Source organism: Cohnella thailandensis (assembly GCF_014212135.1).
Classification (GTDB): domain Bacteria; phylum Bacillota; class Bacilli; order Paenibacillales; family Paenibacillaceae; genus Cohnella; species Cohnella thailandensis.
Genome location: NZ_JACJVQ010000017.1, coordinates 139,828 through 155,828, shown reverse-complemented (window position 1 = coordinate 155,828; position 16,001 = coordinate 139,828). Strand labels below are relative to the sequence as shown.

Below are 16,001 nucleotides of genomic sequence, written 5' to 3'. Positions count from 1 at the left end.
AGCCGCGGCTCGCCAAGATCGGCGAAGCGCGCGGCCTGTATGGAGCAACGTCGGAGCTGCGCTTAAATAAGCCTTCTTAGGGCTTAAAATAGACGCAAAAAGACCGTGCCCGAATGAGCACGGTCAATGGCCCGAACGTTGCCTTAACGGCTGGGGCGTGCTTGACCGGTTCTTCCCTGGCAATCAGAAACCGTTAATCGACGCAAAGGAATAGACTGCCTGCAGCAGCCGCATATCGCATCGAAAAAACGGTTTATCCAATTGATCAGTTAAGAACCAAGACCAACATGAAAATTGCCCCTTTGTTAAGCATATGACCTCATTGTAGAGACTCTGCCAACGATTGTCAATCGGCTTAGGCTTCTTTCTCCAGCCTTCTTCGCAAAAGGGCCGGATCGGCGATATAAACCATTTTCTGGCGAATGGCGATCAATCCGTCGTCGCATAGCTCCTGAACGATTTTGGACACCGTCTCCCTGACCGCCCCCACCATGTCCGCCAGCTGCTGATGCGTTATTTTCATAGGAATCGGCCCCTCGGACTTCGAATCGCCCAGAGAGTACTGGTCGTAAAGGGCCAACAACCGCTTGATGATTCTCGCCCGAACGCTGAGAAAAGTCATGTCGTAGATCTGCTGATTCGCGCGGTTGAGCCGTTCCATCGAGCTTAGGAGCAGGTGAACCAGGATGGCTCTATCCTGGTCGTACAGCAGCTCGAAGGCGCTTTTGCGAAGGGAATACAGCTTGGTCGGCGTCAAGGTCTCTACCGTCGCCGAACGGGCAAGACCCGGCATGACGAGGGCCATCTCGCCGAAATAATCCCCTTCTCTCAGAATGCTTAATACGACTTTTTTGCTATTGTTTAAGGTCGATACGATCACGGTTCCGGAAGCGATAAAAAAAATTTCTTCCCCCGTGCTCCCTTCCAGGAAAATGACGCTTCCCTTCCGAAAGCTTTTCTCGACGATGTTCGGCGAGATCTTGTCGAGCAGCTCGGTCGGCGTATCCTTGAAAAAAGGAAACGTGGACCGTAATTTCGCGGACGTTACCGTCATGCAATTGTTCCCCCTAGCGAAAATGCCGGCTCCGCCAGAACCTCTTCGATCCGGAAGGTCGTATGCGAGAGCAGGTCGAATCGGGTGCCGAATTGGGCGAGCTTGACGACCGGGCGGCAGGAATGTCCCTTGTTCTGCTCGCACACCGTCGCGAGCAAGCCCCCGGTCAGCCGGACTTGCGTTCCTGTCGGATAAGGCTGATAGGACTTCACGAAGGCGCTCACGACGCCATAGGAAAAGGAGGTATCGATCTTCGACATGATGAAGTCGACTCCTTCGCACGGCAGGCGCTTGCGGGCGCCGTCCCTCAGGAAGAGATCGAACTCGCTGCTAAGGCCGACGATCTGGGAGGCTTCGTCGATCCGCCCGCCGTCCAAGCCGTGCGGGAATCCTCTGCCGTCCACCTGCTCATGATGCTGAGCGATCATGCGAAGCGACGCTTCCGGAATTCCTTTGATCCGGCGAGCCATCTCCAATCCGATGACCGGATGCCGAATCACCACCGCGGTATCCATCGGACGAACGAGGCCGATATCGTGCAGCAGGCTTCCGATCGCCACCTCGCGCAGCGCACTATGCTTGTAGCCGAGCTTTCTGGCCGTCAGCAAGGAGAGGAACGTCACGTTCACGCTGTGCGAGATAAGCTCCTCTTCCTTGTCCAATTCCAAATCGCCGACATGGACGTGGACTTCTTGCTCCTGAAGAACCGCATCGGAGATATGGTCCGCCCACTCCATCAATTGGCTGTCGGGAAGGGGGCTTTGCGTCCGAATGGACTCGAATACCCTCTGAAGCATATCCTTCGTCAAGCCTCTAATGCTTCTCTTGAAGCCATAGTCCCTTCTTCCGACTCTGTCCCCGGCAACGTCGACGAAGATGTACCGGTGTCCATAGCGTTTAATGCCTTCTATTAATTTATCGTTCAATTGGGCTCCTGATTGAAGGACCAACCGCCCGTGTTCGTCGAATAAACCCTTTGCCAACAGATCCCCTGCCACTAATTCATCAACCGGTATTAGCCTCATGTCCCCGCTCCACTATCCATTCTCTCTATCTCTATGATTCTTAGAACTTTATTCCCATGAAGATACTACCACAGGAAATAGGACCATTTCTGTAACCCCTACTACAAAATCCGAGGATTTCTACGGCCTTTTGTCTTATTTTTAGACATTATCCGTCACTCGGTCGTCCGATTGAACAGGTTCACGATAAAATGGATTCCGCCTTTGGACGCGCTCTGCAGAGCTTCCGCCGTCTTGCCCGCGAGCCGATCCACCATGGACGGACGGTCGAGCCGCGGGATGACCGCCTCCCCCTCTTGGGCGGCCGCTTCGGAATCATAAGAGATGCCTTCAGGCTCGTTGCCGTATCTCGCATTCTCGGGAGCCTCTTCTTCGTAAGAGTCTTGGTATCGCGGGTTGTCGGCTACCGGATCGGCAGAGGCTTCGTTCCTGTTGCCGCCGCTTGAAGCGGAGCCGCCCGAATCTACCGGCCCGTATACGGATTGAATGCCGCTGCTTGCCAGCTCCATGCCGAACAGGACGGCAAACAGAATGGCCCCCGCGACGATCATCAATTTAAATAGATCCTTTCTCATAGCTCTCCGCTCCTTATTGTTTTGACGTGTCCGCGGCCCGGCCGCTCACTTGCACGGCATCCTGCCGCTCCCAATAAAGCTCGGCGACCACCTTGGCCAGCGCGTCCGCCGTCCGGTAGCATTCCGCGAGAGTGTTGTCCACGCCGCCGATTTCGATAAGCACGCTGTCCGGAGACACCGATTGGTTGTATTCCCCGTTGCCGGTCGTGCTGTCCTTGCCCCAAATTCCCCGGGAGAGGCCCGGATATTCCTTCTCCAGCACCTGATGGATCGAATTGGCGAACTTCTCGTTCTCCTCCCAGTTCGGATTCCGATGCCCGATGATGAAGTACACCTGCGCGTAATCGACTCCGTTAATCGTCGTCGTCGTCTTGCTTCGGCGCTGGGAATCGCGATGGATATCGAAAAAGATTTGCAAATCCTTGTTGTCCGCCATCGCTTCTTTGACCGTTTGGAGAGAGTATTTATAGGAGTTGTTCCAGTTGTAATCCTTGATCGTCTTCGCGTAGTCGTCGTTGGAGTGTACCGCGCCGACTCCTAATTTCTCCAACTGGCCGACGAGCCGCTTGCCGACAAGCGTCACGTTCACCGCGCCCGAATCCGGCTGTTTCGTTCCGGCTTTAAGCTCCGGGTAGAAAGATTCCCTATTGTGGGAGTGATAGACGAAGACGACTTTGCGGCCTTCCGTCTCGCCGGAATCCGGAGCCTCGGTCCCGTCCTCCGGAGCCGGAGTACCGGCGGGGTCCCCGGGGGGTGGCGGCGCTTCGGACGCAGGAGGCTCGCTTGGCTCCCCGGTTTCCTCTCCGTCCGGTTCCACGCCGGGAGCGTCCTCGGTTTGGATCTCCGGCGCATGGTCCAGCGGCGCGTCGTCCGCGTTGCCGCCCGAGCCCGGCCGGAGCAGAACCGCCTTGTCTTGGGCGACTCCGGGCATTCCGAGCTCCAGCAGGCTCTTCGGGTCGTTCGGGTTCAGATCGGTCAGGAACCGGACCAGGAATGCCGCCATCCGTTGCGCGGAAAACGCGTCGCTATCTTCTTGTTTCGCCATATGAGGCAATTCCATACCTAACAGAGAGGAGAATAGATCGCTGGATAAGGAGGCCGCAAAGCCTTTCATCGTTTGAATCGGACTGGAAGACAACGTATTCTGCAGCATGCCACCTAACCCGAGCATAAGGAAAACGAGCATCGAACTGAAGCTTAAGAGGAGAAAAGCCTTGCCGGTCGAGAGAATGCGGCGTAGATGGCGGCCGGGTCGCTTGCGGCGTACGACGACGATTCGTTTCATGATTGCCTCCCTATGTTCCCTGTAGAAGGAGTCTCTCTATTATTTGGCTTGATAGTGAAGTGTATGAGAGAGAGCAATCTGATAGAACGAGATTGGAGAATCCTTACGGAAACACAAAAAAACCAGCCTCCTCGGCCTGGTTGGCCGGGAGGCTGGTTCTGGTTATTCTATGCAGGGGCTGATTGGATCTTAGTAGCCAAGATCCTTCTTGGCTTTAGCCCATTTCGCGTTCAGCTCGTCGAATGCCTTTTGCAGATCCTTGGCGACGATCAGCTCTTGGTCGACGCTGCCCGTTCCCAGATCGATTTCGGCCTTCTTCGCGATCTCGGTGTAACGAGGATCGACGGCCGTCGATTCGATGAAGGTCGGGTTGAACGATTGGAACTCGGCGAATTGCGGAATCGTGGATTCCTGGGACTTCAGGACGGACATCATGCCGGAATCGGCGGAGTAGCCGGACTCCTTAACGAAGAAGTCGACCCATGCGATAGCCAGTTCCTTGTTCTTGCTGTCCTTGCTTACGCCGACATAGTAGTCGCCGCCCAGCGGAGCGTTGTACTTGCCGCTGTTGTCGTAAGGAAGCGGGAAGAAGCCGATGTCTTCGGAAGTGCCGCCCGCGCCGATGACTTGCGGGATAACCCAGTTGCCGAGGAAGTACATGCCGGCCTTGCCGCTGGCGACTTCGCCCTTCGACATTTCCCAGTTGTCCGTGGACAGGTCCTTCTCCGTCCAGCCCTTCTCGACGAACGTGCGGGCGATGCTGATCAGTTGGCCCCAAGGTCCGTCAACCGTGAACGGAGCGTCCTGGGAGATCAGCGTGTCGGTCCACTTCGCATCGCCTGCAGGGGTCGTGTAGAAGTTTTCGCCCCAGTTCGAGACCGGCCATTGAGCGCCGTAGTTCATGTACAGCGGAGTGATGCCGGCGTCCTTCAGCTTCTGCGCGGCAGCATACAGCTCGTCGAGAGTCGTCGGGATCTTGTCGATGCCGGCATTCTTGAACGCCGTCTTGTTGTAGACGATACCGGTCGTGTTCACGCCGGAAGTGATGCCGTAACGCTTGCCTTCGTAGGCATCATAGTCCGCGAAATACACGTCTTCGAACATCGAGTCCGGAAGCGGCTCGTAGTATTTCGGGAATTCGGAAGGAGGAAGGCTGGAATCGATCATGTTGACGTCGCCGGCTTCGCCGGTCGTCAGGCGAACTTTAATGTTGTTCGCGTAGTCGGTTACCGCTTCGAATTCCACTTCGGCGTTCGGATACTTTTCTTTGAACTTCTCGGCGTATTTAGCCATCGTGCCGTCGTCGACAAGGTCCGTGCGGTGTGTCAGAACCTTGATCTTGCCGGACAGTTCGGCGTTAGCGGAACCGCTTGCATCCGAGGATGCGGAAGCCGATGCCGATGCCGACGGAGAAGAAGAAGCGTTGCCGTTCTCATTGTTGTTGTTGCCGCAAGCCGCAAGGGCGGAGGACAACAGAATCAAGGACAGGACTGTCAAAGAACTCTTTTTCATCTTAAGCACTACCCCCAAAAAATTGGTTTCGCGAGTCTGCCAACCCGTTATGAAAACGACTTGGCATCGCTTACATTTCTTAATTATAAGCATTTCTAGCTAGGTTAACAGGCAACCATTTTGTTTTTATTGTCATCATTTATGATAACAAACAAATAATTTTAGTTTACAACCCCCTGTAATTGAGCGATTTATCGCTGCTACAGAGGGTTGTTAGGCGTTTCTATTCATTTCTATTCGTTTCTTGCGTTCCGTTCGCCAAATTGTTAGCTAATGGAAAAACCTAACCGAATCAGCCTTGGCGCTTCAGGAAAGCGTACTCCGGACGGTTCATCAGCTCCAGGTTCTTGGAGATGAGCGCGGAGCGCGTCTCGACGCTCGCGCGGGAACGGAGCCCGTCTTCCGGCGTGTTCGTCACGTAGTCGACCATCTTGTCGATCGTCGTGGACGCCACGTGGAGGCGAGTATCGGAGGAAGCGTAGTAAATATACAATTCGCCGTTGTCGCGCGCGATCAGTCCGTTCGTGAACACGACGTTCGAGACGTCGCCGACTCGTTCCATGCCTTCCGGCGCGATCAGGTGACCGGCCGGCGCATGAATGACCTTGCTCGGATCGTTCAAGTCGGTCATGAAGGCATAGATGACGTAACGAAGTCCGGCAGCCGTATTGCGAACGCCGTGGGCGATGTGCAGCCAGCCCTTCGGCGTCTTGATCGGCGCCGCGCCTTGGCCGTTCTTCACTTCCTTGATCGTGTGGTATACCTTCTCGTCGACGATCGATTCGCGAGGAACGACCGCAGGGTTCATGCTCTCGGACAAGCCCCACCCGATGCCCCCGCCCGCGCCGGTATCGATGAAGCCGTCCTGCGGACGGGTGTAGAACGCGTACTTGCCGTCCACGAACTCCGGATGAAGCACGACGTTGCGCTGCTGAGGGGAAGGGGTCTTCAGATCCGGAAGGCGCTCCCATGTCTTCAGGTCCTTCGTGCGGACGATGCCGCCCTGGGCGACCGCGCTGGACGTATCGCCCTTAGGCGCGTCCGGGTCTTTGCGCTCGGAGCAGAACAGGCCGTAAATATATCCGTCTTCATGCTTCACCAGACGCATGTCGTAGACGTTGATGTCCGGATCTTCCGTCTCCGGAAGAAGAACCGGATAATCCCAGAAGCGGAAGCCTTCCGTCGGGGAATCGCTCTCGGCTACCGCGAAGAAAGACTTGCGGTCCGCGCCTTCTACGCGAACCATCAGGTAGAACTTGCCGTCCAGCTCGATCGCGCCCGCGTTGAAAGCGGCGTTGACGCCGATGCGTTCCATCAGGTGCGGGTTCGTCTCCGGGTTCAGGTCGTACCGCCAGTACAGCGGAGCGTGTTCGGCGGTGACGACAGGGTGTTCGTGGCGGTAGAAGATTCCGTTGCCGGGCACGACGGCCGGGTTCGGCCTCGCGATCAACTCTTCTTGCTTAGCGGCCAAGCTCTTCAATTGCTCCATCCAATTGCTCATTCCATTATCCCTCTTCTCTTAGAAATTGATGCGCTCAAGCGCCTCGAAGCATGCGCGGCTATTATGGTAAGGACACTTCCATGCCCCGACCTTCGGTTGATCTTCGGAGCGAACCGGAACCCCGGCGCGCGTGACCTGCCAATGCCATTCGCCGCCCTCGCGGTCGCTGATGCAATCGCGGATGAACGTCCAGCTCTTCTTGGCGGCGTTCAGGTAAACGGAATCTCCGGACAGCTGATAAGCGTTCAGGAAGCCGACCATCGCTTCGGCTTGCGGCCACCAATCCTTCGAGTCGTCCAGATGGCTGTCGCCGTCGAACTCGTTGTATACGCCGCCGTCCTTGTCGACGCCCTGCTCCAGCGTCGCGCGCGCCATCAGAAGCGCCGCTTCCTTCACGCGGGGGAGGAGCTCCTCGTCGCCGAGCACTTCGGCCGCTTCCCAGAGCAGCCAGCTGCCTTCGATGTCATGGCCGTAGGACACGTGAGGCGTCTTGGAATGCCACTCGTCGTCGAAGAACAGCAGGAAGTGGTGCGTGCTCGAATCGATGATTTTGTCCAAATGAACCTCGATGAGCTCCTTCAGCTTCGCGCGCAGCCCTTCCGGCTTCCATACTCGATAAAGGTTCGTGTAGCCTTCCAGCACGTGCAGATGGGTATTCATCGACTTGCGTTCATTCAGGTCTTTGCCGCTCAGGCTCAGCTCCGCCGTCTCGGTCCAGTCGCGCGCCAGCGCTTCGACGTAGCCGAGGTGCACGGGATCGTAAGCATGCTTTTCGAGCAGTTTGTAGATCTCGCCCGCCCAAGCGAGCGCCTCTTGGTCGCCCGTCGCGCGAACGAACTCGGCAAGAGCGTAAATGACGAACGCTTGGCCGTACACTTGCTTTTTGTCCGCCGTCGCCTTGCCGTTCACGTCGATCATCCAATAGAGGCCGCCGAATTCGGAATCCCAGAATTTCGTGCGCAACGTCTCGTAGGCGCGTTTAGCCATATCCAGATAAACATTATCTTTATAAGCGCGGTAGGCGGACGCGAAGGTCCACAGAATGCGCGCGTGAAGCACCAACCCTTTATCCGCGTCTTCCACGGCTTCCCCGCCGCTCTTGATTTCGCCGATGAAGCCGAAGTGCTTGTTATCGACCGTGTTCTTGATCCAGTAGCCCAGGATGTTGTCCTTGAGCTCGGACGTCAGCTGCTCGCGCCATTGCGCCGTAGCGAGTTCGCTCATGTACCCGTCTCCTCCAGTCTATGGTCTCGTTTATTTTTTCAATAGGTTCGTATAATGATCGCGCACGACGTCCGCCGCCTGCTTGCCGTACATGCAATAATCGTCGTTGGCCGCCGCTTCGGAAGCGTCGTACAGCTTGGCCGGCCAGTCCCAGAGCATAAAGCCCCTCATCCAGTCGCGCTTCGCGTTCGCAGCGAACATGTCCTCGTAGTACCGCTTCTGCGCTTCCTCGGACGGGCCGCCCGGAAGGGACCAATCGTTCGGACGGCTCGGGGAGCCTTCGCGGCTCGGACATCCGGCTTCCATGAAGAAGAAAGGCTTGTTCCACTTCTTCACGACGCCTTCGATGCGATCGAGCTGCTCCTCCCATTCGCCGATCGGGTAATAGCCGCTGGAGGAGATAATGTCGACCGCATCCCACCAAGCGACGTATCCTTCTTGATACTTGTCGCAGTTGTAGGTGATCAGCCCGCCATAGATCGGGCGAACCTCGGAGATAAGCCGGCGCCATTCCGCCTCCCGCTTGTCCGTCTGGACCATCTCGCAGCCGATGCAGAACATCTCGCAGCCCTCTTCTTCGGCGATCGCCGCGTAGTGCTTAATGAACTCGCCATAGGAAGCGAACCATTCCCGCCAAGTCGGCTCTCCCGGAATGTCGTTGTCGAAGAACCCGATGTGAGCGCGCCACGTGCCGTTCGCGCAATTGACGACCGGCTTCAGGCACACCTTGAGGCCCAGCGACTTGGCTTTGCGGATCGCGAGGCGAACCTCGGCATCCGTCACGGTAGGCTCCTCGCGGAAAGGGATCGCCGTCGATTGCGGATGCTCCTGCAGGGCCGCGAGCGCGATCGCCACCCAGTTGACTCCGAGCTTCGCCATCTCTTCCATCGAACGATCGGCGGCCTCGCCCGTCCAAGTGCCGCGGACGCCGGTCCACCCCCAGGTCATCCCGCATACCGTCTCCGACCACGTGTTCATGTTGCTCACTCCTTTTTGTAAACCAAAATGTTATTATTGTTAGACTTTTGTTTCTCTATTTTAATAACATCTCACAATCAGCATTTTATCACCCCAGGGTGAGAAGTCAATAACAAGCAGGCAGGATGGGCGAAAATACAAGCTGCGAAGCCGCAATCCCATTTAAACGAAAAAAAGACCGCAACCTTCCGAAGAAGCGTTGCAGTCCTTGCGCCTAAGCGCCTAACTAAACTACATCGATGCCGCCGCCGAAGCCGGGGCCGTCGATTCCCGCAATACGAAATCTCCGGAGAGCAGAATTTTCTCCTTCGGGCTGTCCGGGTGCGCGATTCTCCAGAGCAGCGTCTCGACGGCGCGTTGGCCGAGAGCTTCCTTATTGACGTGAACGGTGCTGAGCGTCGGCTTGCAGAGCGCGGCATCCTCGATGTTGTCGAAGCCCGTTACGGTACACTTCCCGGGAATGTCGACGCCGAGCTTCATCAGCACCGTCATCACGCATAAGGCGATCGAATCGTTCGCGCAGACGAACGAGGTCGGCAGCTCCTTCTCTTCCATATACCGATGAATGATCGCTTCCAGCGTCTCCGTCATCTCCGAACGGTTGTCGCCTTCGAAGGTCAGCAGCTCCGGCCATTGATCCAGCTCGACGTTCATCTCCTCCATCATGGAGCGATAGCCGAGCCAACGGTCGGAGAAGCTCTTCGAATACCGGATGTTGCCGACGAACTGCAGGCGCTCGTGACCGTTGCCTAACAAATAATTCGTCACCCTGCGCATGCATTCGAAGTTGTTCATGAAGAGCGAATCCGACGGAATGAGCGGATCCTCGTGGTCGACCATGACGAACGGAATGCCCAGGTTGCGAATCTCGAGCAGCAATTGGTTGGAGATCAATCCGACCCCGATCAGGCCGAGCACGCCGTCCGGATTGATCAGCTTGGCGAAGTTGTCGGTGATATGCTCGGTCACGATCATGATGCCGATCTGGTGCTCCTCCAAGCCGTTCGTGATGCCGTCGATGATTCGGCCCCAGTAGAAGGAATGCCGATTCTGATATCTAACGTTGGGAATAAGAACGATGATCGTATCCCGCTGAGACTTGCCGGCGGATTCCGGAAGCGGCGCGCGGGCGTTAGCCGGCTTCGCTTTCTTCTGCACGAAATAGCCGAGCTGCGTCGCCGCCCCGATGATTTTCTCTCTCGTGTCAGCGCTTACTCCGGATTTGCCGGCTAAAGCTTTGGAGACCGCGAACTTGGACACTCCGACGTGATCCGCGATTTGCTGCATCGTTACTTTTTTGGACATAAAATGAGCCGGCCCTTTCCCACGCATGTCGAATAGTCGATAACAAATTATCTGTTATCATAACACACTCGTTTGCGTTAGGAAATAGCCGACTCATCGCGAGCCTATCCGGACATAGCCGATCTTACTTGACCGCTCCGCTCGTTACGCCCGAGAAAATGTATCTCTGCATGAACAGGAAGACGATAACGGTCGGGATAAAGATGATCAGGATGCCTGCGGAGATGACGTTGAACTGGGCGGCGTTCGGACCGATGAAGGCGTAGAGCGCCGTCGATACGACCCGCAGATCCTGGCTTGGCATATACAGGTAAGGCGTATAGAAGTCGTTGTAAACGCTGATCGTCTTCAGGATAAGCAGCGTAGCCGTCGCCGGCGTCAGCAGCGGGAAGATGATCGAGCGATAGATCTTGAACAGCGAAGCTCCTTCGACCATCGCGCTCTCGTCCAGATCCTTCGGGATATTGCGAATGAACTGCAAGTAGATCGTAATCTGCAGGACGTCCGCTCCCAGATAGATCAGGATCGGGGCTCCGAGGTTGTTGTACAGGCCGAGCTCTTTAACGACCGTGAACGTAGCGACTTGAGTCGTGACCATCGGAATGAACGTCGCCATCAGGTACATGCCCATGATGAGCTTCTTCAGCTTGAAGTCGAAGCGTCCGAGCGCATAGGCGACCATCGTTCCGAGAATGATGTTGCCGATAAGCGTTATCACGAGGATGATCAGGATGTTCTTGAAGCCGAGACCGAGCTTGCCTACTTCGTATACCCGAGAGAAGTTATCGAAGTTGAACCAATCCTGCGGCAAGCCGAGGCCGGATTGGTAATATTCCTCTTTGGTCTTGAACGCCCCGACGAAGATCGAGTAGATCGGGAACAAGACCACGAACATGGCGGCGAGAAGCGAAATGTATTTGGCCAGGGTGACCCATAACGGAGGGCGGACTTCCATGATTATTTCTCCTCCTTGAAGATGAGTTTTTGGATGCCGATCAAGATGCACACCATGATCAGGAGGACAACAGCCATGGCGGAAGCGAGACCCGCCTTCTGGAATTTGAATGCCATTTCCACGGTTTGAATGACGAACGTCGAAGTGTCGTTGGCGCCCTTCATCATGATATAAGGCGTATCGAAGGCTTCGAGGGAGCCGGCCAGCGACATGATCAGCATCAGCTGCACGACGCCGTTGATGCTTGGCAGCGTGATGAACCGGAAGCTCTGCCACGAATTCGCGCCGTCGATTTTGGCCGCTTCGTAAAGGTCGCTCGGGATGGATTGCATGGCGCCGATGAAGATGACCATGTTAAGGCCCATGAACTTCCACATCGAGATGAACGCGAGCGAGATGTTGACGAGGCTTGGATTGCCGAGCCATTCCTGCTGCCAAGAGTTCAGGCCGACCGCGTCCAGGAAAATGTTCAGCGAGCCGTATTCCGCATGGTAAACGTTCCGGAACATGATAACGACCGCCACGCTATGGAGAACGTACGGAAGGAACAGCATGACGCGGAAGAAGTTACGGCCTTTCAGGCGATTGGTTAGGATAACCGCGAAATAAAGCGAGATCGCCGTCTGGATCAGACCGCCGACGAAGTAATAGGCGTTGTTCTTGAACACGCCGAAAATTTCGGGACGGCTAAAAATTTCCTTATAGTTATCCAGACCGACCCAGTTCATCTCCCAACCCAAACCGGTCCAGTCCGTAAAGCTGAAGTACAGCAATGACGCGGCTGGAATGTAAGTAAAGGTTAAGGAGAGGAGGACAGGAATCAGAAGGAATCCGAATAAAATAAGAATCCGCTGTGTTTTGTAGCTTAAATTGAACATAACAACCTCCTGCTTCCTTGGCTCGAAGCACCGACAAGTGGCATCGCTTTCAAGCTTGTTACGTTCATTATAATGGTTCAAGATTATCTTTTTAATGTTTTCTGTTTGTTTTCCTTGTCTTGATTTTAGATAACTGCAACCTAACTTGGCTTCTCGTTAGCGTCTTGCCCTTTCTCTGTATTCTTTGGGAGTCATTCCTACTATTTTTTTGAACACTTTATTGAAATAAGCCGGATCGGGGTATCCGACCAATTCTCCGATCTCGTACGTTTTCATTCCGTTGTCCTTGCTGAGCTGGTCTTTAGCATGCTCGATGCGGACGGAGATGATGTAGTCGGTAATCGTCTCGCCGGTTTCGGTCTTGAAAAGCTTGCTTAGGTAGCTCGGCGTCAAAAAGACGGTCTCCGCCAGCCGGTTGAGCTCCAGCTCTTCTTTGTAATGCTTGTCGATATAGGTTTTGACGGTCTCGACGACGCGATTCGTCTTGCCTTCGTCTTTAAGCTGCTGCAATTGCTCGTTTACGGCCGCCAGGAATTCGGCCGCGAACGATTGCCAGTCCAGAAAGCGGCTCGGAATCCATCTCTCCGCTTCCTCCTCCGAATCCGAGGAAGAGAGGCTGCGAGCCCTTCTTTCGTCGCGTAATTTCGCCAGGATCGAGGAGCAGCTCTCCCGCAAGGAGAACCAGGGTAATTGGTGCTTGAGAACATCCTGCTTCCAGCTTTGAAGGATGGCATCCACCCTCTCGAAATCGAGCAGGTGCAGCGCCGGGCTCAGCTCCTTGTCCAAATAACGCTGCAGTTGAAGTCCCTCTTCGGTTCTTTTGCTTGCGTGGGACGCGTCGGCGAACGCCCTGGTGCCCGATTCGTACCAAGCCGCTTCAAGAGCCCCGAGCGCCGAGCGATAAGTCTCCCTTAGCTTCAAGGCGCCTTGATTGATCGCGCTGATCCCTAACCTTGCCTTGGAGAAGGCGGGCAGCTTCTGCAGAAGCGTCATTCCCAGCTCCTTCGCGGTATCCGCGTGGTCCGACGAGCCGATCGCGATGACAATGACCGTCTGGCGCGGCTCCCAGCTCAAGATCCGAAACTCCCTCGCCCAGCCCGAGATCAGCTTCTCGACGCGCCCGGCGCTCACTTCCTGCTCTTCGTGAAGAATCATGACGGCATAATGGTCCTTGAGCAGCGGGGTCTGGCTAAGCTCCCGGTTCGCTTCCTGAATCATGTGGGAAGGCAGCTGTTCGATGTCGTTGCGAAGCAGGAGCCGGATATGCTCGTCGACGGCTACCGTCTTCCGGTACCGCTCCAGCTCCACGTGCGTTTTGACCTGCTGCAGCAATTGGAACAGCTCGTTCTGATCGACAGGCTTGAGCAGATAGTCCTCGACGCCGTTGCGAAGCGCTTGCCGGGCGAACGCGAAGTCGTTGAACCCGCTGACGATCGCGAATTTGATTTTCGGCTTGCGCTGCTGCACCTTCTCGATCAGTTGGAGCCCGTTCATTTGCGGCATTTTGATATCGGTGATGATCAGATCGATCTGCGATTCGGACAGCGCGTCGAGCAGCTCTTGCCCGCTTGAATATAAACCGATGACCTCGTACGCTTCTCCTGCCTGTTGGATCAGCTTGGCCAGGCCAAGCCGGATTCTCTCTTCGTCGTCTACGATCGCGATACGAAGCACTTGCTATTCCTCCTTCATATGGGCTTGCGGGATCCGGACGATAACGGTCGTTCCGACGCCGGGCTCGCTCTCGATGCCGATGCCGTACGGTTCCCCGTACCGGAGCTTAAGCCGTTCGTTGACGTTCCGGAGTCCGATTCCGTGTCCGTCCCATTCCGCCAATTCCTCCCGAAGACCCGCTCTAAGCTGGGACAGCTTGTCCTCATCCATGCCGACCCCGTCGTCCATCACGCGGAAAAGGTGATCGGTGCCCTCCAGCTGATGCTCGATCTTTATCGTCATGCCGGTCTTGTCCTCGTCCATTCCGTGGTAAACGGCGTTCTCGACGATCGGCTGGAAGAGCAGCTTCATGACGTTCATCCGAATCTCCGAGTCTTCCGGAAGCTCGAGCTTGAACCGGTTCCCGTAGCGGTAATTCAACAATTGAACGTACATCCGGAGATGATCCCATTCCTGTTCGAGAGGCACCGTCTCGGTTCCGGCATGAATGCTGTAGCGCAGCAGCTTCCCGAGCAGCCTCGTCATTTCGCCAACCTCATTATCGTCATTCAGGACGGCGGTCATCCGAATCGATTCCAGCGTGTTATAGATAAAATGAGGATTGATCTGCGTTTGCAGCGATTGCAGCTCCGCCTCTTTTTTGCGTTTCTCCATCACGACGATATCGGAGATCAGCGTCTTGACGCGGTCGATCATCCGATTGAAGGCGCTGCCGACAAGCCCCATCTCGTCGCGCCGCACGACGGGGAACACGACGTCCATGTTGCCGGTCTGCACTTCCTTCATGAGCTTGACCAGCGATCTCATCGGCCGGGTAAGCGCAAACACGAGAACGAGCGAGATAAGCAGGGCGAAAATCATGATCACGCTCGCCGATATGATCGTGAAATTGCGGGTGAGGGTCGCATCCTCCATCAGCTGCTCCTGGGGGATCGTCATTAGCACCCGCCAGCCCGTCTCCGAGGATTGCTTGTAGATCGTCAGCGAAGGCTCGCCGTCCATGTCCGAATGGAAGCTGCCGTGCGAATTGTTCGTCAGCTCCATCAGATCGTTTCTCGTCCAATTCTGCGTCAAGTATTTCTTCTCGCTGTCGTAGATAACCTTACCGTCGTTATCGATGATCATCGTCTGCCCTTTGGTCGCGGTATCGAGATCCTTGACGATGTTCTCGATGACCGAGATGTTGGCGTCCAGGGCGATCACTCCGAGCCGCGCGTAAGAAGCCGGGTCGATCAGCTCCCGCACGACGGTAAAGACGTAACGTTTCGCGTTCGGAGAGTTCGCGACCTCCTGCGTGCTAAGCAGGACCGGCGTTCCGTGGGCTGCGTAGGCTTTCTCGCTCCACTCGGCATAGACGGTCGAGAGATCCGCCCGAATCCGTTGGTTCTTGGTCTCGTAATAGACATGGCCGTAACGGTCGAACATGTAAAAGGAATTCGTGCCGCTCTTGATGTTGTTGAGCAGATTGACGTTGCTGCCGATCTTGCGCTGGATTTCGATGGTTCTCGTCTGCTCTTCCGGGGATAGGTCGGTCAGGTCCTCATTCCTGTTCATCTTGCCGTCGTATAGGTTGTTGGACATCTTGAGCCCGTCCTTCAGCTCCGCCAGATAAGAGGGAAGGATCGAGATTTTCTTCATGTCCAGCATGTAATCGTCCAGCTTGCTCATCATTCGGTCGGTCAATTGCGTCGCATAGGTTACGGTGTTCTTCTCGATTGTATCCGAATACCGTATCGACGAGATATAGCTGATAAGTCCGATAGGCAGAATGATCAGGAACAGGAACACGATCGCAAGCTTGGTCTCCATCCGGCTCGCCGGAATCGCCAGCCTGCTCGGCAGTCGCGGCATTCGTCTTTTCATGGCGTGCTTTTCCCCTTTGTTCAAACGAAAAGACGGCGCCGTCCGCGGTTCGCGGACACGGTTAGCCATCTTTCACCTTGTTTCTATTATACTCGATTATCCTCGATCAAGAGCAAAAAACGTTTTCGGAGCCCCGAACGCAGGAAAGCCCCCTGCTTCGCAAAGTCAGAGG

The 16,001-nt window shown here is 55.6% G+C and carries 13 protein-coding genes; all 13 read right to left on the bottom strand.

From position 1 onward, the window contains the following. Nucleotides 1–355: 355 nt before the first annotated feature. The 13 genes from H7B67_RS18910 to H7B67_RS18850 all read right to left on the bottom strand — a co-directional run bounded on the left by H7B67_RS18910 (nt 356) and on the right by H7B67_RS18850 (nt 15,829). Complete coding sequence (locus H7B67_RS18910; RefSeq protein WP_185121421.1) at nt 356–1,054, bottom strand: Crp/Fnr family transcriptional regulator; 699 nt, start codon at nt 1,052–1,054, stop codon at nt 356–358. Further along, nucleotides 1,051–1,980 carry an HD-GYP domain-containing protein gene (locus H7B67_RS18905; protein WP_185121420.1) on the bottom strand — a complete coding sequence of 310 codons (930 nt, stop codon included), beginning with the start codon at nt 1,978–1,980 and terminating at the stop codon, nt 1,051–1,053. Before H7B67_RS18905 ends, H7B67_RS18910 begins: the two co-directional genes overlap by 4 nt. 254 nt (nt 1,981–2,234) lie before the next feature. After that, nucleotides 2,235–2,654: a DUF3679 domain-containing protein gene (locus tag H7B67_RS18900; RefSeq protein ID WP_185121419.1), complete on the bottom strand. Its 420-nt coding sequence runs from the start codon at nt 2,652–2,654 to the stop codon at nt 2,235–2,237. Between the two features lie 13 nt (nt 2,655–2,667). Next, a complete protein-coding gene (gene spoIIP, locus H7B67_RS18895) occupies nt 2,668–3,939 on the bottom strand; it encodes a stage II sporulation protein P (protein WP_185121418.1) in 1,272 nt (423 codons plus the stop codon). Nucleotides 3,940–4,128: 189 nt separating this feature from the next. Beyond that, a complete protein-coding gene (locus H7B67_RS18890) occupies nt 4,129–5,451 on the bottom strand; it encodes an ABC transporter substrate-binding protein (protein ID WP_185121417.1) in 1,323 nt (440 codons plus the stop codon). A 292-nt stretch (nt 5,452–5,743) separates the two neighbouring features. Next, nucleotides 5,744–6,952, bottom strand: coding sequence for a glycoside hydrolase family 130 protein (locus H7B67_RS18885; protein ID WP_185121416.1), 1,209 nt, complete (start codon nt 6,950–6,952; stop codon nt 5,744–5,746). An 18-nt stretch (nt 6,953–6,970) separates the two neighbouring features. Further along, on the bottom strand, nt 6,971–8,176 hold the full coding sequence (locus H7B67_RS18880) for an AGE family epimerase/isomerase (RefSeq protein ID WP_185121415.1): 1,206 nt from the start codon (nt 8,174–8,176) through the stop codon (nt 6,971–6,973). Between the two features lie 30 nt (nt 8,177–8,206). Beyond that, nucleotides 8,207–9,154, bottom strand: a complete 948-nt coding sequence (locus H7B67_RS18875; protein WP_185121414.1) for a glycoside hydrolase family 113 — start codon at nt 9,152–9,154, stop codon at nt 8,207–8,209. A 231-nt stretch (nt 9,155–9,385) separates the two neighbouring features. Further along, on the bottom strand, nt 9,386–10,459 hold the full coding sequence (locus tag H7B67_RS18870; RefSeq protein WP_185121413.1) for a LacI family DNA-binding transcriptional regulator: 1,074 nt from the start codon (nt 10,457–10,459) through the stop codon (nt 9,386–9,388). A 124-nt stretch (nt 10,460–10,583) separates the two neighbouring features. Continuing rightward, nucleotides 10,584–11,414, bottom strand: a complete 831-nt coding sequence (locus tag H7B67_RS18865; protein ID WP_185121412.1) for a carbohydrate ABC transporter permease — start codon at nt 11,412–11,414, stop codon at nt 10,584–10,586. 2 nt (nt 11,415–11,416) lie between these two features. Next, on the bottom strand, nt 11,417–12,292 hold the full coding sequence (locus H7B67_RS18860; protein ID WP_185121411.1) for a carbohydrate ABC transporter permease: 876 nt from the start codon (nt 12,290–12,292) through the stop codon (nt 11,417–11,419). A 156-nt stretch (nt 12,293–12,448) separates the two neighbouring features. Continuing rightward, entirely contained in the window at nt 12,449–13,966 is a 1,518-nt protein-coding gene (locus tag H7B67_RS31330) for a response regulator (RefSeq protein ID WP_185121410.1), read from the bottom strand. A gap of 3 nt (nt 13,967–13,969) precedes the next feature. After that, entirely contained in the window at nt 13,970–15,829 is a 1,860-nt protein-coding gene (locus H7B67_RS18850; protein ID WP_245363473.1) for a cache domain-containing sensor histidine kinase, read from the bottom strand. Between the last annotated feature and the right edge of the window lie 172 nt (nt 15,830–16,001).